General features: G+C 63.3%; 23 protein-coding genes and 1 tRNA gene. 17 read left to right on the forward strand and 7 right to left on the reverse strand.

Translation table 11 applies throughout. The features are described from left to right. Positions 1–51 precede the first annotated feature (51 nt). Positions 52–942 carry a diacylglycerol/lipid kinase family protein gene (locus SPHS8_RS00820; protein WP_201513483.1) on the forward strand — a complete coding sequence of 297 codons (891 nt, stop codon included), beginning with the start codon at positions 52–54 and terminating at the stop codon, positions 940–942. Here the strand turns inward: SPHS8_RS00820 and SPHS8_RS00825 are convergent. Beyond that, positions 939–2,105, reverse strand: coding sequence for an N-acetyltransferase (locus SPHS8_RS00825; protein WP_201513484.1), 1,167 nt, complete (start codon positions 2,103–2,105; stop codon positions 939–941). The genes SPHS8_RS00820 and SPHS8_RS00825 overlap by 4 nt on opposite strands. 142 nt (positions 2,106–2,247) lie before the next feature. Between SPHS8_RS00825 and SPHS8_RS00830 the strand changes: the two genes are divergently transcribed. Next, positions 2,248–3,315: a fatty acid desaturase family protein gene (locus SPHS8_RS00830; RefSeq protein ID WP_201513485.1), complete on the forward strand. Its 1,068-nt coding sequence runs from the start codon at positions 2,248–2,250 to the stop codon at positions 3,313–3,315. Positions 3,316–3,371: 56 nt separating this feature from the next. Here the strand turns inward: SPHS8_RS00830 and lptG are convergent, their stop codons facing one another. Beyond that, positions 3,372–4,472, reverse strand: a complete 1,101-nt coding sequence (lptG, locus tag SPHS8_RS00835) for an LPS export ABC transporter permease LptG (protein ID WP_201513486.1) — start codon at positions 4,470–4,472, stop codon at positions 3,372–3,374. Between the two features lie 3 nt (positions 4,473–4,475). Then, entirely contained in the window at positions 4,476–5,687 is a 1,212-nt protein-coding gene (gene lptF, locus SPHS8_RS00840) for an LPS export ABC transporter permease LptF (RefSeq protein ID WP_097091229.1), read from the reverse strand. A gap of 136 nt (positions 5,688–5,823) precedes the next feature. Here lptF and SPHS8_RS00845 point away from each other — a divergent pair, with 136 nt between their 5' ends. Both SPHS8_RS00845 and SPHS8_RS00850 read left to right on the forward strand, forming a co-directional pair. Next, the gene (locus SPHS8_RS00845; RefSeq protein ID WP_097091230.1) at positions 5,824–6,318 is read left to right on the forward strand and encodes a DUF2141 domain-containing protein; all 495 of its coding nucleotides are present in this window, start codon (positions 5,824–5,826) and stop codon (positions 6,316–6,318) included. A gap of 6 nt (positions 6,319–6,324) precedes the next feature. After that, positions 6,325–7,293, forward strand: a complete 969-nt coding sequence (locus tag SPHS8_RS00850) for a diacylglycerol/lipid kinase family protein (protein ID WP_201513487.1) — start codon at positions 6,325–6,327, stop codon at positions 7,291–7,293. Positions 7,294–7,372: 79 nt separating this feature from the next. Here the strand turns inward: SPHS8_RS00850 and SPHS8_RS00855 are convergent, their stop codons facing one another. Continuing rightward, entirely contained in the window at positions 7,373–8,221 is an 849-nt protein-coding gene (locus SPHS8_RS00855) for a class I SAM-dependent methyltransferase (protein WP_201513488.1), read from the reverse strand. A gap of 45 nt (positions 8,222–8,266) precedes the next feature. Here SPHS8_RS00855 and SPHS8_RS00860 point away from each other — a divergent pair, with 45 nt between their 5' ends. From SPHS8_RS00860 to SPHS8_RS00880, 5 genes are all read left to right on the forward strand, one after another. Beyond that, positions 8,267–9,016 carry a ComF family protein gene (locus tag SPHS8_RS00860; RefSeq protein WP_201513489.1) on the forward strand — a complete coding sequence of 250 codons (750 nt, stop codon included), beginning with the start codon at positions 8,267–8,269 and terminating at the stop codon, positions 9,014–9,016. 44 nt (positions 9,017–9,060) lie between these two features. Next, positions 9,061–9,318, forward strand: coding sequence for a glutaredoxin 3 (gene grxC / locus SPHS8_RS00865; protein WP_201513490.1), 258 nt, complete (start codon positions 9,061–9,063; stop codon positions 9,316–9,318). Between the two features lie 5 nt (positions 9,319–9,323). Then, positions 9,324–10,154, forward strand: coding sequence for a carbon-nitrogen hydrolase family protein (locus SPHS8_RS00870; RefSeq protein ID WP_201513491.1), 831 nt, complete (start codon positions 9,324–9,326; stop codon positions 10,152–10,154). Next, complete coding sequence (locus SPHS8_RS00875) at positions 10,151–10,627, forward strand: DUF1178 family protein (protein WP_201513492.1); 477 nt, start codon at positions 10,151–10,153, stop codon at positions 10,625–10,627. Before SPHS8_RS00870 ends, SPHS8_RS00875 begins: the two co-directional genes overlap by 4 nt. A 34-nt stretch (positions 10,628–10,661) precedes the next feature. Further along, a tRNA-Arg gene (locus SPHS8_RS00880) sits at positions 10,662–10,738 on the forward strand. An 87-nt stretch (positions 10,739–10,825) separates the two neighbouring features. Here SPHS8_RS00880 and SPHS8_RS00885 read toward each other — a convergent pair. The 3 genes from SPHS8_RS00885 to SPHS8_RS00895 all read right to left on the reverse strand — a co-directional run bounded on the left by SPHS8_RS00885 (position 10,826) and on the right by SPHS8_RS00895 (position 14,592). Further along, positions 10,826–11,164, reverse strand: coding sequence for a TM2 domain-containing protein (locus SPHS8_RS00885; RefSeq protein WP_236574906.1), 339 nt, complete (start codon positions 11,162–11,164; stop codon positions 10,826–10,828). Between the two features lie 97 nt (positions 11,165–11,261). Further along, positions 11,262–13,481 carry an amylo-alpha-1,6-glucosidase gene (locus tag SPHS8_RS00890; RefSeq protein WP_201513493.1) on the reverse strand — a complete coding sequence of 740 codons (2,220 nt, stop codon included), beginning with the start codon at positions 13,479–13,481 and terminating at the stop codon, positions 11,262–11,264. Between the two features lie 10 nt (positions 13,482–13,491). Then, on the reverse strand, positions 13,492–14,592 hold the full coding sequence (locus SPHS8_RS00895; protein ID WP_201513494.1) for a glycosyltransferase family 4 protein: 1,101 nt from the start codon (positions 14,590–14,592) through the stop codon (positions 13,492–13,494). Positions 14,593–14,856: 264 nt separating this feature from the next. On the opposite strand from SPHS8_RS00895, the gene SPHS8_RS00900 reads away from it, so the two are divergent. From SPHS8_RS00900 to epsC, 8 genes are all read left to right on the forward strand, one after another. Further along, positions 14,857–15,294 (forward strand): hypothetical protein, encoded by a 438-nt coding sequence (locus tag SPHS8_RS00900; protein ID WP_201513495.1) that lies wholly within the window; start codon positions 14,857–14,859, stop codon positions 15,292–15,294. After that, positions 15,291–16,001 (forward strand): response regulator, encoded by a 711-nt coding sequence (locus tag SPHS8_RS00905; RefSeq protein WP_201513496.1) that lies wholly within the window; start codon positions 15,291–15,293, stop codon positions 15,999–16,001. Before SPHS8_RS00900 ends, SPHS8_RS00905 begins: the two co-directional genes overlap by 4 nt. Before the next feature lie 127 nt (positions 16,002–16,128). After that, the gene (locus tag SPHS8_RS00910) at positions 16,129–16,827 is read left to right on the forward strand and encodes a carbonic anhydrase (protein WP_097091249.1); all 699 of its coding nucleotides are present in this window, start codon (positions 16,129–16,131) and stop codon (positions 16,825–16,827) included. Between the two features lie 3 nt (positions 16,828–16,830). Further along, the gene (locus tag SPHS8_RS00915; protein ID WP_201513497.1) at positions 16,831–18,327 is read left to right on the forward strand and encodes a SulP family inorganic anion transporter; all 1,497 of its coding nucleotides are present in this window, start codon (positions 16,831–16,833) and stop codon (positions 18,325–18,327) included. 289 nt (positions 18,328–18,616) lie between these two features. Next, entirely contained in the window at positions 18,617–19,471 is an 855-nt protein-coding gene (locus SPHS8_RS00920) for a TorF family putative porin (protein ID WP_201513498.1), read from the forward strand. A 195-nt stretch (positions 19,472–19,666) separates the two neighbouring features. Then, a complete protein-coding gene (locus SPHS8_RS00925) occupies positions 19,667–20,377 on the forward strand; it encodes a response regulator (RefSeq protein ID WP_097091252.1) in 711 nt (236 codons plus the stop codon). 8 nt (positions 20,378–20,385) lie between these two features. Further along, entirely contained in the window at positions 20,386–21,687 is a 1,302-nt protein-coding gene (locus tag SPHS8_RS00930; RefSeq protein WP_201513499.1) for an ATP-binding protein, read from the forward strand. A gap of 129 nt (positions 21,688–21,816) precedes the next feature. Then, entirely contained in the window at positions 21,817–22,824 is a 1,008-nt protein-coding gene (gene epsC, locus SPHS8_RS00935; RefSeq protein WP_201513500.1) for a serine O-acetyltransferase EpsC, read from the forward strand. The last annotated feature ends 2 nt before the right edge of the window (positions 22,825–22,826 follow it).

The raw sequence follows: 22,826 nt of genomic DNA on the forward strand, positions 1-22,826 counted from the left end.
GCGGATTTGTTGCGGGCAGGAGCCGATCCGCGCCTGGCGAGTTGTTGGGGCATGGAAACGAACTCCCTGCCGCGCGAAGCGGCGCTGATCGTCAATGTCCACAGCCGCAAGGGGGAGGCGCTGTTCGAACAGGCGCGTGAGAAGCTGGAGGCGGCTGGGGTGCGCCTGATCGCCGCCCACGCCGTGCGCGATCCGGCGCGCTTGCAGGACACCGTGCGCCAGGCTGTGAGCAGCGGAGCGCCGATGGTCATTGTGGGCGGCGGAGACGGTTCCCTCTCAGGGACGGTGGATGAGCTGGTGGGCAAGAATTGCGTTTTCGGCGTGCTGCCGCTCGGCACCGCGAACAGCTTTGCGCGGACGCTCGGTATCGGGCTGGACCTGGATAGCGCGGTAGAGACGATCGCCAATGGCAGGCGGCGGCGGATCGACCTGGGCATGATCGACGGCGATTATTTCGTGAACGCGGCTTCGCTGGGGCTGTCGCCGATGATCGGGGAGACGGTGCCGCATAAGCTGAAACGCTATCTGGGGCGGATCGGCTATCTGCTGTGGGCGGTGAAATGTTCGGCCGGGTTCCGGGCGTTCCGCCTTACCATCGACGATGGCAAGGCCGAGCGGCGCATGTGGTCGACCGAGGTGCGGATCTTGAACGGGCCTTATCATGGCGGGGTCGAGCTGTCCGACCGTGCTGATGTGGACAGTGGCGAGATCGTGATACAGGCGGTCGTGGGGCGCAGCCATGCGCGGCTGGCGTGGGACTGGTACGCCAAATTCTTCAAGCTGCGCGATCGGGATGCCCGGACCGAAGAGTATCGAGGCCAGTCCTTCCGCATTGAGACGCGGCCGCGGCAGCGCATCTCGATTGACGGGGAAGTCGTCGCCAGGACGCCCGCGACGGTGAAGATTGCGCCGGGCGCGATCGACGTGGCGGTGCCGCGTTAGGGCGTGACGAGGTCTTTCTCGTAGATCTGGTAGACTTTGTTCACCTTGCTGTCGATCGCGTCGGCGATGGCGTTCATGCCCTGATTATCGTCCAGCACCCAGCCAATCTCACCCCGCGTGGCGCCATAGCGGGTGATGGCGTTGCGGCGGATATATTCGATCATCATGAAGGCAAGCTGGCTCGCGAGGCGCGACGATTGCAGCCGCTGAACTACGCCCATGAGGGGCACGCGCATGGTGCGAACCTGGGGCTTGCGCAGCCACCAAAGGAGCTTTGCCCAACCGAAGGGAAGCAGCGAGCCATTGAGCGGCGCGGTGGCTTCGTTGAGGTCGGGCAGGGTCATCATGAAGGCGACCGGTTCGCCATCCAGTTCGGCGATCATGATCAGATCCTCGAACACGATGGGCTTCAGCTTCTTGCCGGTGTGGGCGACTTCGGCGTCGGTGATGGGGACAAAGCCCCAATTCTTGCCCCAGGCGTCGTTGAGGATGCCGAGCAGGATCGCCGCTTCCGCATCGAATTTCGACTTGTCGACAGGGCGAATGCGGATGCGGTCGCTCTTTTCCCCCGACGATACGATGCGCTGGATGAGGGGCGGGAAAGGGTGAGTGATGTCGAGCTCATAGGTTTTGAGCTGCTTGATGGGCTGATAGCCCGCGCCCTCGATCATCGCCTGATATGCGGGGCTGTTGTGCCCCATCATTACCGTCGGCGGATGGTCGTGGCCTTGGATCAGCAGGCCGGGTTCTTCCCAGATCGACAGGGAAATCGGCCCCAAAACTCGGGTCATGCCCTTGGCGCGGAGCCAGCCTTCAGCCGCTTCGATCAGCGCCTTGCCGGTTTGCGCGTCCTCCGCTTCGAAAAAGCCGAAATTGCCGGTGCCGGGGCCCATTCCCTGTTCGACTGGCTGGGCGAGCGCCAGATGATCGATATGGGCAGAGATGCGGCCGACGACGCGATTGTCGCGGCGGGCGAGGAAATATTGCGCCTCGGCATGGCCGAAAAAGGGGTTCTTGGCCGGCTCTATGACGCCGTACACTTCACTTTTAAGAGGGGGCACCCAATTGGGATCATTGGCATAGAGGCGCCATGGCAAGTCCACGAAGGCCTTTTTGTCGGCCTTGGAAGTGATGGGGGTGATTACCAGATCGGAATGAGCCACGGCAGAGCTTTCGCTAAAGGACCGCAGCAGTTCGGCGCTTGTTACGGGATTGTCAATCCGGAGCGCGCTGGATGATGCACCAAGGCGAAAAGGTCATGCCGCTGCCACGATTTCAGCGCATTTACCATTTAGGAGCGCATGCATGACTGTGCATGATCCCATCAGAGCGGACGCGGCCGTCAAGCGCGTCGCCATTGCCGATGACGCCGCGATGTTGCGCGCCGCTGCGGAATTGTCGCGCGAATTTGCGGTGGCGAACCCACGGATTTACTGGCCTGACCTGCTGGCATCGGCGCTGATCGGCTATGCGGCGCTTGCCGGAGCGATCCTTGCGAGCAATGTCGCGCTGGCTCTGGTTTGCGGGCTGGTTGCGATGCTGGCGCTCTACCGGGCGGCGAGCTTCATCCATGAGCTGACGCATATCCGCAAGGACGCGCTTCCCGGATTTCGGCTGGGCTGGAACCTGCTGGTCGGCATCCCGCTGATGATCCCGTCCTTCATGTATGAGGAAGTGCATACGCAGCATCATGCGCGCACCCGCTATGGCACGGCGAATGATCCGGAATATCTGCCGCTGGCGCTGATGAAGCCGTGGTCGCTGCCCTTGTTCATCCTGATCGCGTCGCTTGCGCCCGTGGGCCTGATCCTGCGCTATGGCGTGCTGGCCCCGCTCAGCATCTTCGTGCCCGCGCTGCGGCGGAAGGTCGTCGCTGAATTTTCCGCGCTGTCGATCAACCCGGCCTATCGCCGCCGTCCGCCGGAGGGCGCGTTCCGCCGCCGCTGGCTGTGGCAGGAGGCGGGCGCATCGCTGTTCGCGCTTGCCCTGATTGGTAGCGTGTTTGCCTTCGGATGGAAACCGTTGCTCGTCTATATGGCGGTGCACTCGGCGATGACCGTCATCAACCAGTTGCGCACGCTGGTCGCGCATCTGTGGGAGAATGAGGGCGACGCGATGACCGTGACGGCGCAATATCTGGATTCAGTGAATGTGCCGCCTCCTTCGCCGCTGGCCGCCATCTGGGCCCCGGTAGGCCTGCGCTATCATGCGCTGCACCATCTGCTGCCGAGCGTGCCCTATCATGCGCTGGGCAAGGCGCACGCCCGGCTGATTGCGGCGCTGGGCGAGGAGTCGCCTTATCATCGCGGCAATTATGCGGGCATGTGGCCGCTCGTCGGGAAGATCGCGCGGAGCACGATGGTTCGGCGTTGAGCACTCTTAAACGCCTGAGACCCCAGCGTTCGCTGGGGTGACGGGTGTAACTGGATTTATTCCTCCGTTCGGAACAGCACTGTTTCGCCTACCAGCAGGAACAGGAAGAAGGGCGCCCAGGCCGCGAGGATGGGCGGGTAAGCGCCGAGATTGCCCATGGCGAGCGAGAAATTGTCCGCTACGAAATAGGCAAAGCCGAGCGCCATGCCGATCACAGCACGGACGAACAACTGGCCGGAGCGCGCAAGGCCGAAGGCGGCGACCGATCCCAGGATGGGCATGAGCAGGGCTGACAGCGGCCCCGACAGTTTGTGCCAGAGGCTGCCTTCCAATTCGGCCGTCGGGCGGCCCGCGTCGCGCAAATCGCCGATAGCGGCCTGCAATTCGGCGAAGGTCATGGCGTCTGGATCGACCTTCGCCAGTGTGAACTGGTCGGGCCGGATCGCATGGCCGAACCGGACGGTGCCGATCTGCCGCTCCGTGCCGCGCGCCACGTCGAACTGGTGCGCATCCTCCAGCACCCAACTCTTACTGGCCGCATCATAATGGCCGCGCGGTGCCTGAATGATGGTGGTGAGGCCATTGTTCACGCGATTGAAAATCTCGACCTTGCGCAGCTGCACCGCAGTGCCGCGGCCCGCCACAATCGCGGCGGTAACGAGATTGTTGCCATCGCGCACCCAAGGGTTGGTCTTGATGCCGCTGTCGGTGGGAACGGGGCCATAATCAACCGCTTGCCATGCGCTGAGCGAAGCCGTCGCCCGGGCGACGACGCGTTCGTTGAAGGCATAGCTGATGACGGCGACACCAAGCGCGGCGGCGATCAGCGGCGCCAATATCTGATGTGCGGACAGGCCCGCCGCCTTCATCGAGATGATCTCGCTATTCTGGTTGAGGCTGGCGAGCATGATCAGCGTGCCGAGCAGCACCGAAAAGGGCAGGAATCGGGCGATGATCTGCGGTACGCGCAGGCCGACATAATGCCACAACTGCGCATCGCCATTGCCTGCATAGGACAGAATGTCGCCGGACTCGCCGAGCAGGTCGAGCGTTTGCAGCACGACCACCAGCAGCGCCAGCACCGCAAAAGTGCGCGTCAGGAACAGCCGCGCCATGTACCAGCTGAGCTGGCGGGAGGGGAAGAAGTCGAACTGCATGGGTCAGGCTGCTCCCTGCGCGGTGGCCGTCCGCTTTCGCCCGAAACGAAGCAGTTTGGCGACCTGCTTGCCAAGCTTGGCAAAGGCATATTCCAGCGCGCCGATCGGCTGGCCGCCGGGGCGGTGCGCGACGACATGATACATCCAGAGGATCAGCCCTGCGGTCAGCAGGAACGGCGTCCAGAGCGCGATGATGGGGTCGATCCTGCCCAATGCGCCGACGCCTTGGCCATATTCGTTGATCTTGTGATAGGTCACGATGAATACGATCGACAGGAACACGCCCAGCGCGGAGGTCGATCGCTTGGGCGGGATGGCGAAGGCGAGCGCGGCGAGCGGCAGCAACAGCATCATCGCGACCTCGACCAGGCGGAAGTGGAAATTGGCGCGGATTTCGTTGCGCAGCTTCTCCGGCGTCGCGGGGTCGTGACCCATGACGGCCAGTTCTGGAATGGTCTTTTCCCGGTCCACGCTGCGTCCACGGAACCGCTCGATCTGCGGCAGGTCGATCGGCAGGTCATGGCTGGAGAAGGACAGGATGCGGGGCGACTTGTATTTGGGGGCATCGTTGACCAGCACGCCGTCGCGCAGGCGGAAGATGATGGTGTCCGGGTCATCCGTCGCCAGGAAGCTTCCTTGCGCGGCGGTCACGGCGACGGTTTGCCCGTCCTTGCCAGCGGCGCGGACGAATATGCCCTGGAGGTTGCGCCCCTCATCCAGGCTGCGTTCGATGCGCAGGGTCATGCGCTTGCCAAGATTGGTGAACTCCCCGACCTTGATCGAAGCGCCGAGCGCGCCTGAGCGCAGTTCAAAGCGCAACGCTTCATAGGCGTGGCGGGAGAGGGGCTGGACGAAACCGACGATGCCGAAGTTGAGCAACGCAAGCGCGATCGCATACATATAGGGTACGCGCAGCAGGCGTCCGTAGGACAGGCCGACCGCGCGCATCACGTCCAGTTCCGACGACAGGGCAAGCTTGCGAAACGCCAGCAATATGCCGAGCATCAGGCCGATCGGGATGCCGAGCGACAGATATTCCGGCATCATGTTGGCGAGCATGCGCCACACGACGCTGACTGGGCCGCCCTCCGCCGCGACGAAATCGAACAGGCTGAGCATCTTGTCGAGCACCAGCAGCATCGCGGAAATGACCAGCGTGCCAAGCATCGGCAGCGCTATCAGGCGGGCGAGATATCGGTCGGTGGCGGTCAGCATTCTCTATGTGGTCGTCCCATCACCATGATTTGGCCGCAAACCCCGCTCATAGCAGAATCACGGAAATGAAGTTCGCGGGGGCGAACAGGGGCTCGCCGTCCGGTTTCCTCGGGCGGCTATAGCTTCACGGAGTTGGATGGTCATGTTCAAAGTTGCGATGGGTCTTCTGCCGGTGGCGGCCATATTTGCGGCTGCCCCAGCGCTGGCTCACAGCGAGGTCATTGCAAACGACCTTGCTCGTTGCGGCGAGTCCGCGAAGGGACCGGCGCTGCTGGTCGATGTCCGGGGTTTCGCGGCGGCGACCGGCAAGGTTCGCGTTCAATCCTATCCCGCCACCAAGAATGCCTGGCTGTCGAAGGGCGCATGGCTCAACCGGATCGATACCGTAGTGCGTCCCAGCAATGGCGGTATGCGCTTCTGCATGCCGGTGCCGGAGCCGGGCCGCTATGCCATCGCGGTGCGTCATGATCGCGACGGCGACGGGAAGACCAGCATTTCGCGCGATGGCGGCGGCTTTTCCAACAATCCGTCCATCAGCATCTTCAACCTGGGCAAGCCGTCGGTCGAAAAGGCCGCCGTCAAGGTCGGGCCTGGTGTGACGCGGATCACCATTAAACTTCAATATATGTGAGTTCCGATGGTCCGGGTCGCGCTTCTGTCCAATCCCAAGTCGACGGGCAACCGGCAGACGCTACCGCGCGTGCGGAGCTATTGCGCCAGCAACCCGGACATCTTTCACTATGAGGTTGAGCATGTCGACCAGATCGGCCGCGCGCTGCAGACCATCGCGCGGGTCGATCCGGTCGTCATCGTCATCAATGGCGGTGACGGCACGGTGCAGGCTGCGCTGACGGAGCTGTATCAGGGCGAGCATTTCACAGGGCGCGTGCCGCCCATCGCGGTGCTGCCCAACGGCAAGACCAATCTGATCGCGCTCGACCTTGGCATCCATGGCGATCCGATCAAGGCGTTGGAGCGGATCGTCCAGATCGCCAAGGCAGGCGTCGATGATCATGTGGTTGCGCGCGAGCTGATCGCCCTTTCGGACGGCCGGGCGGAATCGCGGCCGGTGCTGGGCATGTTCCTGGGCGGCGCGGGGCTTGCGGACTACATGCTTTACTGCCGCAATCAAATTTATCCTCTGGGGCTATCCAACGGCATCAGCCATTTCCTGACCGTCATCGCGGTGCTGGTGTCGTTGATCTTCGGCATTCGCGCCCGGTTCCTGCCGCAATCCAGCCATCCGGTGCGTATTTCGCTGATCCGGGAAGGGCAGCTGGCGGGGCGCTTTGCCGTGTTGATCGTAACGACGCTCGACCGGCTGCTGCTGGGCGTGCAGGCGGGGGACAGCCGTCGCGGCAACATGAAGTTGATGGCGGTGGACCAGAGCCTGGCAGCGCTCATGCGGCTGGCCTGGGCAAGCATCACGCGCCGGGTCGGCAAGTCGCAGGTGCAGGGCGTGCATCTGGAGCAGGGCGACATTATCCGGATCGAGGGCGACCATAGCAGCGTCATCCTGGACGGCGAGCTGTTCGAAGCGTCGGAAGGCAAGCCGATCGTGCTGCGGTCAACGGAGCCGGTGCCTTTCCTGCGGTTGGCGGCGTAGAGCGGCGCGACTTGCTTAAGAGCTTCTTATCACCGTTCGACGCTCAGTGCGAACGGAGTTGAGAGGCACTGAAAGGGCCTTAATCCTTCCGCTTGAGCGCATCCGCGAGCGAAACGGTGGCGCTGCCTCGCTTGGCTGGCTTAGCCTGACTGGCGTCGGGCTTCCACCCGCTTAGATAGACTATCGCCATGTCCTCTGCCGTGCGGCCATCCGGGTCCGCGGCGGAGGCGAAATGCTGGCTTGCCCCTATCAATGTGTCCCTGCGCAGAGCCGGAGGATGCGACGCCAGCACATTGCCCGCGCCCATCCCGCGCAAGTCATGCATCAGGCGCACTATGTCGCCATAGCGCACGGTCAGCGTCACGCTGTCGGCGACCGGCATGGCGAAACCCGCACGGCTCAAAAGATCGCCTGCCGCACGCACGTCCACCTGCGGATGGATATGCTGGGCGGGCCGATCGCCTTCCCCGGCCATCAGCGCGGCGCGCAGGCGCGGAAGGCTGCCCGCACCGGTAAAGGCCGCGAGCAGCAGGCCATCGGGCCGCAGGATGCGCCGCATCAAGATTAGCGCGCCGGGCAGGTCGTTGACGCTGTCGAGCGTGCCGCAGGCGATGATGAGGTCGAAACTGTTGTCAGCGAAGGGAAGCGCGTCCTCCTCCGCCTGCACCCCGCCTTGCGCGCGGGCTGCGGCAAATCCGGGGTCGGCGCACACCACTTTCTTGCCCCTCGCTTCGAGGGCGGCGCGGGCGCTGCCATCCGGGCAGCCGATGACAAGGGTTTCGGGGAGTTCGCGCTGCACATCGGCGAGCCGGTCGAGCAATTCGTCCATCATCGCGCGGTAAAGGAAGTCATGCTCGGAAAAGCGCGGCATCATCCGGTCCCGCCGCCTGGCGCGCAATTGGCGATCGAAGATGTCGGGCTGGGTCATTGCCGGGCCTTGTGCATTGGAGCGGGAGCGGGAACAAGGGAGATCATGCATCTCGCCTCCCTTCTCAAGGGCGCTGTCCGCCCGGCGCTCGATTATGCGCTGCCGCCGCGTTGTCCCGGATGCGGTGTCATTGTCGAGGCTGATGACGCCTTTTGCCTGACCTGCTGGAGCGGCATGCGCTTTCTGGGCGAGCCATGCTGCGCGCGATGTGGCGTGCCGTTCGAGCATGACCGGGGCAGCGACGCGGCATGCGGCGCTTGCCTTGCCGAGCCGCCGCCGTTCGACAGCGCGCGGGCGGTGCTGGCCTATGGCGACATTGCGCGGAATGTGGCGCTCAAGCTCAAATATGGGCGGCGTATCGGCCTCGCGGGGCTGATCGCGCGGCATATGGCGCGGCGCTTGCCGGCTTTCGAAGCGCCGCCCGTAATCGTCCCGGTGCCGCTGCATCGCTGGCGGTTGTGGTGGCGCGGCTTCAACCAGTCGGCGCTGATTGCGGATCATCTTGGCAAGGCGTCGGGGCTCGTCGTGGACAAGCATGCGCTGCTCCGCGTCCGGGCGACGCAGCCCCTGCGCGGCATGCATGCGCGGCAGCGGACCAAGGCGGTCGCGGGCGCCTTTGCGCTGGCGAAGGGGCATGGCGTCAAGGGCAGGGCGGTTCTGCTGATCGACGATGTCCATACCAGCGGCGCGACCGCCGCCGCCTGCGCTCGGGTGCTGAAACGCGGCGGCGCGTCCAGCGTTCACCTGTTGTGCTGGGCGCGGGCTTTGCCGGAAGGCGCCGAAGGCACTGATTGACAAAGGCTTGCCCAGCCACAATTTCAGCGCGCAAGGAGTATCGAATGGCGAAGGTTGAAATCTACACGAAGGCATGGTGCGGCTATTGCGCGCGGGCCAAGGCGCTGCTGGAAGGCAAGGGCGTCGCCTTTGACGAATATGACATCACGATGGGTGGGCCCAAGCGCAGCGAAATGCTGGATCGCGCCAATGGCGGGACGACGGTGCCGCAGATCTTCATCGATGGCAGGCATATCGGCGGCAGCGACGACATGGCGGCGCTGGATCGTCAGGGCAAGCTCGACCCGCTGCTGGGCCTGTAAGCCACATGCGCGCGGCCGTCCTTCAGATGACGAGCGGGATCGATCCCGCGGCGAATGCGGCGGCCATCGTCGAAGCTGTCCGCCAAGCGGCCGAGCAAGGCGCGGATATGCTGTTTACCCCGGAAATGGCGGGTTATCTGGACCGCAACCGCGCGCGGGCGGCGGAAACATTGCGCAGCGAAGCCGACGATCCGGTGTTAGCAACGGTGCGCGAAGCTGCGGCCCGGCACGGCCTTTGGGTGCATCTTGGTTCATTGCCGCTCAGGCAAGAGGATGGCGACGAGCGCTGGGTCAATCGCAGCTTCGTGATCGACAACAAGGGTGAGATCCGCGCCCGTTATGACAAGATCCACCTGTTTGACGTCGATCTGGCGACAGGGGAAAGCTGGCGCGAGTCAGCGGTCTACCGCCCAGGCGAAAAGGTTGTGGCAGTTGATACGCCATGGGGCCGGATGGGCTTGTCGGTCTGTTACGACCTGCGGTTCCCGGACTTGTACCGCGCCCTCACCAATGCGGGCGTGACGATGCTGCTCATGCCCGCGGCCTTCACCGTGCCGACCGGCCAGGCGCATTGGCATGTCCTGCTCCGCGCCCGTGCGATCGAGGCGGGCTGCTTCGTGATCGCGCCTGCGCAAACGGGCCGCCATGAGGATGGACGCGAGACATATGGTCATAGCCTGGTCATCGACCCTTGGGGCGACATCCTGCTGGACATGGAGGAGAAGGCGGGACTGGCTCTTGCCGACATCGACCTGTCGCGCGTAGAGGAGGTGCGCGGGCGGGTGCCTGCTATCGCCAACCGGCGAGATATTCCAGTGGACGTGACCCTTTCGTGATTGTCTTCGACCTCAAATGCAATTCCCATGGCCATGTGTTCGAAGCCTGGTTCGGGTCCAGCGCGGACTATGAGGATCAGTTGGCCCGCGGCTTGCTGGCGTGCCCGATGTGCGGCGATCCGGAGGTGTCGAAAGCGCTGATGGCGCCCGCCGTCGCAGCAAAAGGGAACAGCAGGAAGCCGGAAATGATGCCTGCGAACGCGCCGACCGCTCCGGTCGCCATGGCAGGAGACGAGGCGCGGATGCGCGAAATGGTGCAGGCGCTGGCACAGGCGCAGGCAAAGGTCCTGGAAGATTCGACCTGGGTCGGCCGGGGCTTTGCCGAACATGCCCGCGCCATGCATTATGGCGAGAAGGAGCGGTCGAGTATCCACGGCGAAGTCGCCCCCGACGAAGCGCGCGCGCTGGTTTCGGAAGGCGTCGAGGTCGCGCCGCTGTTGTTTCCTGTCGTGCCGCCCGAAGCGAAGAATTGACCCCGCCGCATCGGCAGCATAGAGCCACCATCGGGCGCCCATAGCTCAGCAGGATAGAGCGTCGGATTCCTAATCCGAAGGCCACAGGTTCGAATCCTGTTGGGCGCACCACTTCTTCAAACAACGGGGAAAATGGCGGCTGGCGCTACTCAGCCGGATGTGGTGAGCCGCGCTGCCATGGCAGGCGGCCCCCTTCATTCACGCCATGGCTTCGATCGTCATGCGATGGCGCAGCGTGTCGACGCGCTCCCGGATGATACCCGGAATGAGGAACAGGTCGATGAACGCCCAAAGGCCTGAGATGATGAGACCGATGATTGTGAGGCCAAGGATCAGCATCACGGCACCGGTGCCCTTTTGACCTAGATAAAATCGGTGGATGCCAAAGCCGCCAAGAAAGAAGCAGAGCAGATAAGCCGCTCCCGTCGATGGCTTTTCATTGGTGATCCGCTGCTCGATAAGCATGCGCTGCGTATCGGTAAGACGGCCCGCATGTTGCTGTTCGACAGCCGGAGCCGCTGTTTCGATGGTCATCATTCCCCCCTGATCTTCGCTCCCCAAGCGAAGCGGCCATATACCGCGTTTTCCGGACGTTACGTCAACGCAAATCTCACCGCTCAGCCCGGCGGACGTATCAGGATATGGTCACGACCCGCGCAGGTCCGGTTCGGTCGAGCGGCTTGACGACCACCTTGTCGTCCATCCGGTCAAAGGCGATGTCGACCGACGCTTCCCCCACGCGCAGGCCATATAGCCTCAGTTCGTCAAGAAAACGGGGAAGGGCAGGTTCGCGCAGGGAGATTTCCGGCCCGGCCACATCGAAGCCGATGCCAAGGCTCGACTGGATGAGGGAGAGAGGCGCGGCGGCTGACCATGCCTGCGGGCTGCAGGCGACCGGGTAGAAGGTCGGGCCTTGCGCACGGCGGCGCGGGAATCCGCAGAAGAGTTCCGGCAGGCGCATGAGATCGACATAGGTGGCCGCCGCGAACAGCCCCTCGAATATCTGGGCCGCCTCCCGCTTGTAGCCGTAGCGCGAAAAGCCCGCCGCGATGAGGGCATTGTCGTGCGGCCAGATCGACCCGTTATGATAGCTCATCGGATTGTACCGCGCTTCGGTGGAGGCGATGGTGCGCACCCCCCACCCGGAAAAGGAGGCTGGCGCCATCAGCGTCCGGACCACGGACTCCACCCTGTTTTCCTTTGCCAGGCCAGTGAAAAGCACATGGCCAGCGTTCGACGAACGCACACGGCATGGCCGCTTTTCCCCGTCGAGCGCGAGCACAAAGGTGCCAAGTTGCGCGTCGAAAAAGGCATCGTCGAAATGGTCGCGCAGGCGATCCGCCCTCGACCCATAATCCAGCCCGCGCGCAGCATCGCCGAGCGCGGCATAGATGGCTTCGGCGGCTTTCCAGGCCCCGTAGACATAGGCCTGAACCTCGGCGAGGGCGATGGGTCCACGCGCGATCGAACCGTCTTCGTGGAAGACGGAATCATGGCTGTCCTTCCACCCCTGATTGGTAAGGCCCTGGTCCGTCAGGCGGCCATATTCGACGAAGCCGTCCTTGTCCCGGTCGCCATGATCGTCGATCCACAGCAGTGCCGCTTCTATATTGGGGAGCAGGCCGGTGACGAATGGGAGGTCGCCTGTGCGCTCCAGATACGCGCCCGCGAGCATGATGAACAAGGGCGTGGAATCGATGCTGCCATAATAGTGGCGGAAGGGCACTTCGCCCAGTTCCGCCATTTCGCCATGGCGCACCTCATGCAGGATCTTACCGGGTTCCGCATCGGCAGCGGGATCAAACTGCGTCGCTTGATGCTTGGCCAGATAGCCCAGCACGCCACGGCTCATCGCCGGATCAAGCCAAAGCGTCTCCAGCGCCGTGATGATCGCATCGCGGCCGAAGACGGTGCTGAACCATGGGATACCCGCATAAGGGTAGGGGCCATATTCGGTATCGGTGGACAGCATCGTGATGTCCGCGACGGATCGGCGCGTGACCTCATCGAACAGCGGGTTGGACGATCGCACGGTCGCGCCACGCGCCCGCGCCTGTTTCAGCGACTGCATGGATTCGCGAAGGGCTTTCAGGAACTGACGGGAGAAGGGTTCGGGCGCGAGTTCCACACGTTCGCAAGCGATCCGCATGTACAAGGTGCGCCGTTCTCCGGCTGGCACGACGATTTCGAAGGCGGCGTGGCTTTCGGTAAGTTCCTGGGGCTGCGGATCGAAGCAGATATGGGTTTCGCGCGTCTTTGCGTCTCGCCCCTCATAGGCGAGCAGCACGTCTGCGGCGCCAAGCACCGGCGGCTTCATCGATCCTTTCCGCAGCCGCGTCATGCCACGTATCTCGAACAGGTCGGCAAAGTCGGCGGCAAAGCCCACATCGACCCGCACGGTTCGCGCTTCGGCATCGAAATTGCGGATCGTGATCCGTTCATGGATCGCGGATTCCCAGAGAAACCGGGTGCGGCGGAAATGGATCAGGTCATGTTCCACCGCGACCCTGCCATCATCGCCCGGAAAATCCGGGTTGGTGAGGTCGCATGTCAGGATGGCATTGTCATCACGGAGCGCTGAACTCAGCAGGATCGGCCGCTGTCCGTTGATCGTCAGGTACAGGTGCGACAGGTGCCGGGTGTCCCGGTGGTACAGCCCCTCCGGACTGCCGGGCCCGGCAATCGCGTCGCCGCTATGATCGAACACCGCAAAGCTGTCGCCATGCTTCAACGTTCGCGGCCGCCGCTCGTGCAGGGAAGCAGTGGCCGGAATGAAGAATTGGGTCTGCTGCTGGGACAGGGACTTTGCCGGTTCGGCTGCCAAGGCTTCTGGCTGCAACTGGCTCACTGTCATGCAACGCTCCTTATCCGACTACCTGCAAATGAAGTTCCGCTTCGTCTCCACGTTCGCGGCGGAGCCTTGCGGCATCGGTTCGCGCGCCGGGCAGAGCATGGTAGAGCGAGACATAGCCTGCGGCCATCCGGTCTGCCGTGAAGCGTGCGTCAAAGGCGGCGCGCACGGCGCTGCGGTCCAGTTCGCCGAGCCGGGACACGGCTTCCACCGCCTGATCCTCGGTATCGACGATGAAGCCGGACACGCCATGGTCGATGATCTCCGGCACCGAACCGCAGCGGAAGGCGATGACGGGCGTGGCGCAGGCCATCGCCTCGATCATCACAAGGCCGAACGGCTCTGGCCAGTCGATCGGGAACAGAAGCGCGCTGGCGCCGCCCAGAAATTCCGCCTTTTGCGTTTCGTTGATCTCTCCGATGAAATCGATGTTAGGATATAGGCTGAGGAGCGGCGCGATCTCCGCTTCCCAGTAGCCCTTGTCCACATTGTCGATCTTGGCCGCGATCTTGAGCGGCTTGCCCGAACGCGCAGCAATGCGGATCGCGCGATCGGGCCGCTTTTCGGGCGATATGCGCCCCAGGAAAGCGAGATAGCCATCGTCGCAGGCGGTCTTGGGCGGCAGCAGATCGGCAGGAAGGCCGTGATACACCGTCCCGGCCCAGTTCACCGGCGGCATCGGCAGCCTTTGATGATCGGAAATGGACACCAGGCTGTGGTTGGGGAAGGTCTGGTAGAAGGGAACCAGATCGGGAAGGTCCAGCCGCCCATGCAGAGTGGTGATGCACCGGCCGATGATGTCTTGGAACATCGGTATGTGGACCAGATCGATGTGAAAATGCAGCGCATCGAATTCGTCGGCGCGCTGACGCACGGCATCGAGCAGCATCATGTGATAGGGGATGGGATCGCGGACATGGGGATTGAGCCGCAACGCCATGTCCGTCACCGGAACCAGTTCCGCGCGCGTGATGGAATCTCCGCTGGCGAACAAGGTCACGTCATGGCCCTGGTCGATCAGGGCTTCGGTCAGGTAGGAAACGATACGCTCGGTTCCGCCATAGAGCTTTGGCGGCACGCTTTCGGCCAGTGGAGCGATTTGCGCGATTTTCATTCGGTAACCCCATCATTGGACTTGAAAGCCGCCACGGCGCGGAGCCGTTGACGTGGGTTAAAAACTTAAATGTTGGTTCGGTTGCATAGGATTGTACGGCTAGTCGCGGTTCAGGGGCGTACCGTGGAACGGTGCGCCGTCAGCAATGCGGCACATGCCTTTCAAAGCCCTCCAGCAACAATTTGTAACATTCGGCAAATTTCAGAGACATTTGCGCCTCCTATGCGTGAGCCGGTTGCCTTTCGTCGGCAGGAGTTGGTTCGGATGTTTCCCATCATTGTGTCAGCCGCAGCCTTGACCTTGACTGCACCCGTCCACAGCGCGGACATCAGCCACGCCGCCACGCGATATCGCGCCAGTTACGAGACGATATCGACGGTTCATTTCCAGCAAGTGGAGCCGCGCTTTGCCACGCGTTCCGCGACGCCCGTTTGCCGGTGGCAAGCGAATGTCGGCGTCGCTCGCACGGTCAATTCGGAAGGGCGTGCTGTTTCCGCCTTGGGCAAAGCGATCCACCGCTTCACGCCGCTGTCGGGCAGCTATGCCGGCGCCTGCGCAAATGCGCGCAGCCAAATAGATGCAGAGATGGATCGCTATGCACGGGCGAACGCGGCCGAGGCGCTGATGGTAGCACAGCAGGACAGCGCAACCGTTTCAGGAGAACTCCAAGCCCTCCACAGCCTGTCAGTGAAGGGGGGATGAGCGCACCCCTGATCCTGATTGCCGAGGAAAAAGCGGACCTACGCCAGCAGGTGCGCGAATATCTGGAGCAGAGCGGCTTTCGCGCGCTGCCCGCCGGATCGGCGGCGGACATATTCAACGCGATCAAGGCCGTGCCGGTAGGCGCTTTGGTGCTGGATGCCGCCTTGCGCGGTGCCGATGGCCTTGACCTGTGCCGGGACGTCCGGGAACGGAGCGACATTCCGATCATATTGGTCGGCGCGGGTGGCAGCGAGGTCGATCGGGTCGTCGGGCTGGAACTGGGCGCGGACGATTACATGGCCAAGCCCTATTCGAACCGGGAACTTGCCGCCCGGCTCCGCGCGGTGTTGCGCCGCAGCAAGAAAGACCGGCTCATCGGCCTTCGAGCCAGCACGCTCGCGCAGTTTGATGGATGGCAGGTCGATTTCTCCCGTCGTGAGGTGCGGGACGGGGAGGGCGCGCTGATCGCACTCACGGCGGCTGAATTCGCATTGCTGCAAGTGTTGCTGGATCATCCGCAGACGGTGATCCCGCGCCTTAGGTTGATGGAATTGGCTGGAGTTCGCGACGCGCCGTCATCTGACCGCAGCATAGATGTGCTGGTCAGCCGCGTTCGCCGGAAGCTCAGCGTTGGCGGCAGGCCAGCCCCGATCGTCACTGTCCGGGGCGCCGGATATATGCTGAGCGCCGCCGTTGAACGGCAGTGACGGCAGAAAATCCAGTCAGACATAATATTTAACAAAAGCGCTGCGACGCAGCAAAGGGCCGTTCCTATCCTTCAAACTACGCCGGTCTGTCGCCCTGACCGGCAACCAGTAAAGAAGGATAGACACGATGAACGAGCTTATCGGTCGCGTCTTCAGTTTCGAAAGCCAGGTCTTTTCGAAGAAGAGCGCGCTCTACAACCAGCTTGCCAGCCATGGGCAGAGCCCCAAGGCGCTGATGATATCCTGCGCCGATTCCCGCATCGTGCCGGAACATATCATGCAGGCCGATCCGGGCGATCTGTTCGTGTGCCGCAACGCGGGCAACATCGTTCCCCCGCATGCGAGTCAGCTGGGCGGCGTCACCGCGACGGTCGAATATGCCGTCATGGTTCTGGGCGTGCGCGACATCATCGTATGCGGTCACAGCGATTGCGGCGCGATGAAGGCGCTGGCGACTGACGCCGACCTGACGTCGATGCCCAATGTCGCCGCTTGGCTGCGCCATTCGCACGCCGCGCAGAAGGTGTGCCGGGAAAGCTACCCGTCCGACCTCAGCGACGCTGAAAAGCTGCGCAACATGGCGCTTGAAAATGTCGTGGTGCAGCTGAACCATCTGCGCACCCATCCGTCGGTGGCGTCGGGCATGGCGCGCGGGGAAATCGCGCTGCACGGCTGGTATGTCGATATCCATGCGGGTCAGGTGCTTGGGCTCGATGGCGAAACCGGGCGGTTCGTCGCCATGCGTGAAGGCCAGCCGCTTCCCGTCGCTCAGGCGCAGTCGCGCCGCCTTGCTGGCGAAACCAGCATCGCCGTGGCTGCGGAGTAAACCATGTTGAAAGCTCTTTCCGGCGGCACTTTCAGCCGCGACTTGACTGCTTCCATCGTCGTGTTCCTGGTGGCGATGCCGCTCTGCATGGGCATTGCGGTCGCATCCGGCGTGCCACCGGAAAAGGGCCTGATCACCGGCATCATCGGCGGCATCGTCGTTGGTCTGCTGGCCGGTTCTCCCCTGCAGGTCAGCGGCCCTGCGGCAGGCCTTGCCGTCATCGTCTTCGAAATCGTGCGCGAACAGGGGCTGTCCGCCCTCGGCCCGATCCTGATCCTTGCGGGCGCGATCCAGGTCGTCGCCGGCCTCCTGCGCGTCGGCGGATGGTTTCGCGCCATTTCGCCTGCGGTCGTGCACGGCATGCTGGCGGGGATCGGCGTCCTGATCGTCGTCGGTCAGTTCCACGTCCTGTTCGATGACAAGCCGTTGTCGAGCGGCCTTGCCAACCTGGTTGCGATGCCGGGCCAGATCTTCGGCCTCAGCAACCAGGACGCAGCGACTGCCTTTGCCATCGGTCTTGTCACCATCGGCGGGATGTTGGGTTGGGAAAAGATCCGCCCCGCTTCCATGAAGCTGCTGCCCGGCGCACTGGTCGGCGTCGTGCTGGCGACGCTGGTGGCATTCCTGTTCAGCCTGCCGGTGGCGCGCGTCGTGGTGCCCGAATCCATCGTTGCGGCGGTGACCTTGCCGGGCGAGGGTCTGCTTCAGCAGTTGATGAACCCCACGATCATCACCACTGCCGTCGCGATCGCCTTCATCGCCAGCGCGGAAACGCTGTTGTCGGCGGCTGCGGTGGACCGGATGCATGATGGCGTGCGGACCAACTATAACAGGGAACTAAGCGCCCAGGGTGTCGGCAACCTGCTGTGCGGCGTGGCTGGTGCCTTGCCGATGACCGGCGTCATCGTCCGCAGCTCCGCCAACGTCCAGGCTGGCGCGAAGACCCGGCTGTCTGCGATCATGCACGGCTTCTGGATACTCGGCTTCGTCGCGTTGCTGCCTTGGCTGCTGCGCGAAATCCCGATGGCTGCGCTCGCAGGCATATTGGTCGTGACGGGTGTACGGCTGGTCAGCCTGGATCATGCCAAGCACCTGCTGCATCGCTATGGTCCGCTGCCGGTGGTCGTCTGGGCCGCGACGTTGATCATGGTCGTGGCTACCGACCTGCTGACCGGCGTGCTGGTGGGCATCGGCCTGTCGCTTCTGGAACTGCTGCCCCATGCCCGCCGCCTGAAGCTCGGCGTGGACGACGAGCAGCGCGGCGATACGCATGAGCTGGCCCTGCATGGCACCGCGACCTTCCTGACCTTGCCGAAATTGTCGGCGAAGCTGGAAGCGGTTCCCGCCGAACGCCCGGTCATCCTGAATGTCGAGCGATTGCTGCACATCGACCATACCTGTGCCGAAATGGTGCGGGAATGGATGGATCGGCGTCGGGGTGCCGGGACCAGTGTCGAACTGTCAGGTGCCGCAGGGCGCCTGCGTAATCTCGCCGCCTGAACTGTCACCCCCGTCAGGCGACGTTGCCGCCGCGCCCCTTCCGAGGCGCGGCGGCATTTTTACATCCATGTGCGATGTAGAAACGAAGCAGACATATTCAGAATGAACATGGACAATAACCGTGCCTTTTGCGGCACGCTTTTGCTGTTGCCTTCGCAGGTGCAGTAAAATGGCATTCCGCTTTCGGGCGGCGCGACATAGCCTGCTGTCAATCCGCCGGTAATCGCAGGCAAGACGACCTAAGAACCAGCGCGGACGCAGGACGGAACATTCTTACCGAAAAAGGGGAATGTTCATGAAATACCAGATCGCCTGTGCGGCTCTCGCCCTGTTGTCGAGTGCCCCGGCCTTTGCCCAGGAAGAAGCCGAAGGACCCGTCACTGTGTCGGGCAGCGTCGCGCTGGTTTCCGACTATCGTTTCCGCGGCGTGTCTCAGACTGACCAAGGCATGGCCATTCAGGGCGGCATTACCGCTACGCACGAAAGCGGCGCCTATGTCGGCACCTGGGCTTCGAACCTTGCTGGCTGGGGCCAGTTCGGCGGCGCCAACATGGAACTCGATCTGTTCGCGGGCTACGCCATTCCGCTCGGCGGCGCGACGCTGGACGTCGGCCTTACCTGGTACATGTATCCGTCGGGCGCGGACAAGACCGACTTCGCCGAGCCCTATGTGAAGCTTTCCAGCCAGCTTGGTCCGGTCAAGGGTCTGCTCGGCGTCGCCTATGCGCCCAAGCAGCAGGCTCTGGGTAACTGGTACAGCACTGCCGCCAGCAATGCTACTGGCATCCCCGACCGTCCGGGTGACAAGGAAGACAATCTCTACATCTGGGGCGATATCAGCGGTTCCATCCCCGAAACCCCGCTCACGCTGAAGGCGCATTTGGGCTATTCGGACGGCAACCCCGGCCTTGGCCCGAACGGTACGTCGATCGCGCCTACGGGCAAGTATCTCGACTGGCTGATCGGCGCTGACCTCGCGATCCCCGGCACCCCGCTGACGTTGGGCGTTGCTTATGTCGATACCGACATCAAGCGTTCGGAAGAAAACTACATCCGCCCGAACTTCATGGTTCAGGACGGCGACAATTTCGGCAAGTCGATCGCCCGCAGCCAGGTGGTCTTCTCCCTTACGGCCGCCTTCTGACAGAAGCATGCCGGGCCCTCATATGCGGGCCCGGCATGATAATCTGCATGATTTCGGGGGAAGAATGTCCCCGTCATGACAAAATATTGCTGAACCTGTTTCCAAGGGTTTCTGGGGCAAGCATCGGTTGACCCCCTTGGCAGCGCTCTCTATCCCGAACGGCATGAGCCGTTCCCGTTGCGCACCCTTTCCGGCATGACCGCTCCCACGATCATACTTGTCGAAGACGATCCGCCGCTGCGTACGCTGACCGCGCGCGCGCTTCAGGAACATGGCTATCAGGTCCGCCCTGCCTCTTCGGGCCCGGAAATGTGGGTCGCTTTTGACGCAGGACCGGTCGATCTGGTCGTACTCGACGTCATGCTGCCCGGCACCAACGGCATCGATCTTTGCCGCCAGATCCGCCGAAAGAGCGACGTTCCCATCATCTTCATCAGCGCAAAAGGCAGCGAGACCGATCGCATCGTCGGGCTGGAACTGGGCGCGGACGACTATCTGCCCAAGCCGTTCGGCACCCGCGAGTTGATCGCGCGGATCAGGGCGATCCTGCGCCGTGTCGGCGTTGAGCGTGGCCCTGACGAACATCGGGAAAATGAAGCGCGCTTCGACGGCTGGATCGTGAACTTCCCCCGCCGCGAACTGCGTTCGCCCACTGGCGCGATCGTAGACTTGACCGGCGCCGAGTTCGACCTGCTCGGATCGTTCCTCAGCCATCCGCAGCGCGTCATCGCGCGCGAGCGCTTGATCGAATTGTCGCGCACCCGCATGGGCGACAGTTCCGACCGGAGCATCGACGTGCTCGTCAGCCGGTTGCGGCGCAAGCTTTCGACCGAAGGCGCGGCAGCGCCCATCACCACCGTGCGTGGCGTGGGCTATATGTTCAACGCGGAAGTCAGTAGGGCTTGAGGCTGCATGTGAGCCGGTCGGTAGGCCTGGTTGGACGGCTTCTGGCAATCCTGCTGCTGGCGCTGACGCTCGAATTCGCCGTCGGGACTCTGATCTACGAGCGGGCGGGGCACCTGTCCCTGCAGGATGACGAAGCCCGGCGGCTGGCCGAGCATCTGGTGATCGCGCGCAAGCTGGTGACGGAGCAGCCGCCGGGCGAGCGGCACGCCATGGCCATCCAGCTTACCACCGACCGCTACGACGTGCACTGGACACCTGCATCCCCGCCGCCGCCTGCACTCGCACCGGAGCTGGAGCGCATGCGGCGCCAGATCATCGCGTGGGAGCCAAGCCTTGAACAGTCCAGCCTATGGTTGCGCCTGGCGTCACCGGGCCGCAGTTCGCAGATCAATGGCGGCTTGCAGCTGCCTGATGGCAGCTGGCTCTATTTCGGCATGCGCCACACCGGGGGCCAATGGACCTTCACCATCGGCCGGATGGGGCTGGCGCTCATCCCGCTCGTGGCGTTGATGGTGGCGGGCGCGATGATGATCCGGCGGACGCTCGCGCCGCTCAAGGACCTCACCAAGGCGACGGAGCATATCGGCCTCAGCGACGAGGTCGTGGTTGCGGAGGGCGGCACCAGTGACGTGCGGGACCTGATCCGCGCGTTCAACGCGATGCAAAAGCGCATCCACCGTCTGATCACTGAACGGACCGAAACATTGGCGGCGGTCGGACATGATCTGCGCACGCCGCTCGCCCGCCTGCAACTGCGTCTTGAGGCCATTAAGGATGACGAAGCGCGCGACGCCATGGCCGAAGATCTGGCGGAAATGGGCGCGATGATCGAATCCCTGCTCGCATTCCTGGGCGGGGAAAAGAATGGCGAGGCCGTGGTGCGGGCCGATGTCGCCGTCACTGTGGCGACCGTGGTCGACGCTTTTCAGGATCAGGGCGCGGATGTCAGCTATGAAGGGCCCGATCATCTGGAGATGAATGCCCGGCCGCTCCACTTGCGCCGCGCGGTCATGAACCTGGTGGAAAACGCGCTCCATTATGGACAGCGTGCCTATGTGACCGTTGAGCGCCGCACCGGCCAAGTGCTGATCCGGGTGGAAGATGACGGCCCTGGCATCCCGGAAGACAAGATGGAGGAGGTGCTGAAGCCCTTTGCCCGGCTGGACGAGGCGCGCGGGCGCAACACAAGGGGCTTGGGTCTGGGCCTGGCGATCGTGGCGAAGGCGGTGGAACAGGAGGATGGCGAGCTCATCCTGGCCAACCGGCCGACCGGCGGATTGAGCGCCGAAATCCGCCTGCCTCTGGGGTAAGCGGCTCCCGTCCGCTGGAGCAGGTGGCGCGCTTCGGCGAAAAGAGAAGCTTCGGGGCTGCAAGCAAAACTCGTTTACCGAACAGCCCGATCGCGGTCTATGCCACCCCTTGTGGAACAAGAGGCGTATATGACGGCAGAAGGCGAAGAAGATCCGGTGGTGGAAGGCTATTGGGACCTCGACCGGCTCGTGAGCGATCTTGGGGCGGTGCGCACCCGCTGGCGGGAAGCGCAGCAGCATCATGCCGAATATGGCGCTGAAGGTTTTCCCTCGCGCGCCAACCTCGCCAAGATCATGAGCTCGCTCTGCGGCGCACTCTTCCCGCTCCGCCTTGGGCCGAGCTTCGTGCGCATCCACAATGAAGATGCCTTTGTGGCGCAGACGTTGCAGACGGCGCTCAGCCGCCTCTACGGCCAGATCCGCCTTGAACTGCTCTACGCCATGCATGGCAGCCCAGCGGCCGAGATCGATCGTGAAGCGTCGCAGATCATCGGCAACTTCGCCCAAAGCCTGCCGGGTCTGCGCGAATTGCTGGACACGGACGTGGAAGCCGCGTTTCTGGGTGATCCCGCCGCGCGCAGCGTTGATGAGGTGCTGATCTGCTACCCGTCGATGCTGGCCATCATCCATCACCGGCTTGCGCATCGCCTCTATGATCTGGGCGCGCCCTTGGTAGCGCGCATCATCTCGGAAATCGCCCATTCGCGCACCGGTATCGACATTCATCCGGGCGCGACGATCGGCCGCAGCTTCTTCATCGACCATGGGACCGGCGTGGTGATCGGCGAAACGGCGATCGTGGGAGACCGGGTGCGGCTATATCAAGGCGTGACGCTGGGCGCGCGCAGCTTCCCCGCTGACGAAAGGGGCGCGCTTGCCAAGGCATTGCCCCGGCACCCGATCATAGAGGATGACGTGGTGATCTATGCCGGTGCAACGATCCTCGGCCGCATCATCATCGGCAGCCGTTCCGTCATCGGCGGCAATGTCTGGCTGACCGACAGCGTGCCCGCGAACAGCAATGTCCGCCAGGCTAAGGCCCAATATGAAGTGACCAGCCGGGTCGAAGTCTCCGCCCCGCACCGCGTCCATGCTCTGGTCGACGCGGAGCGGGATGGGTTCGCGGAGAATATCTGACC

Origin of the sequence: Sphingobium sp. S6, from assembly GCF_905120495.1 — a bacterium.
Taxonomy (GTDB): Bacteria; Pseudomonadota; Alphaproteobacteria; order Sphingomonadales; family Sphingomonadaceae; genus Sphingobium; species Sphingobium agri.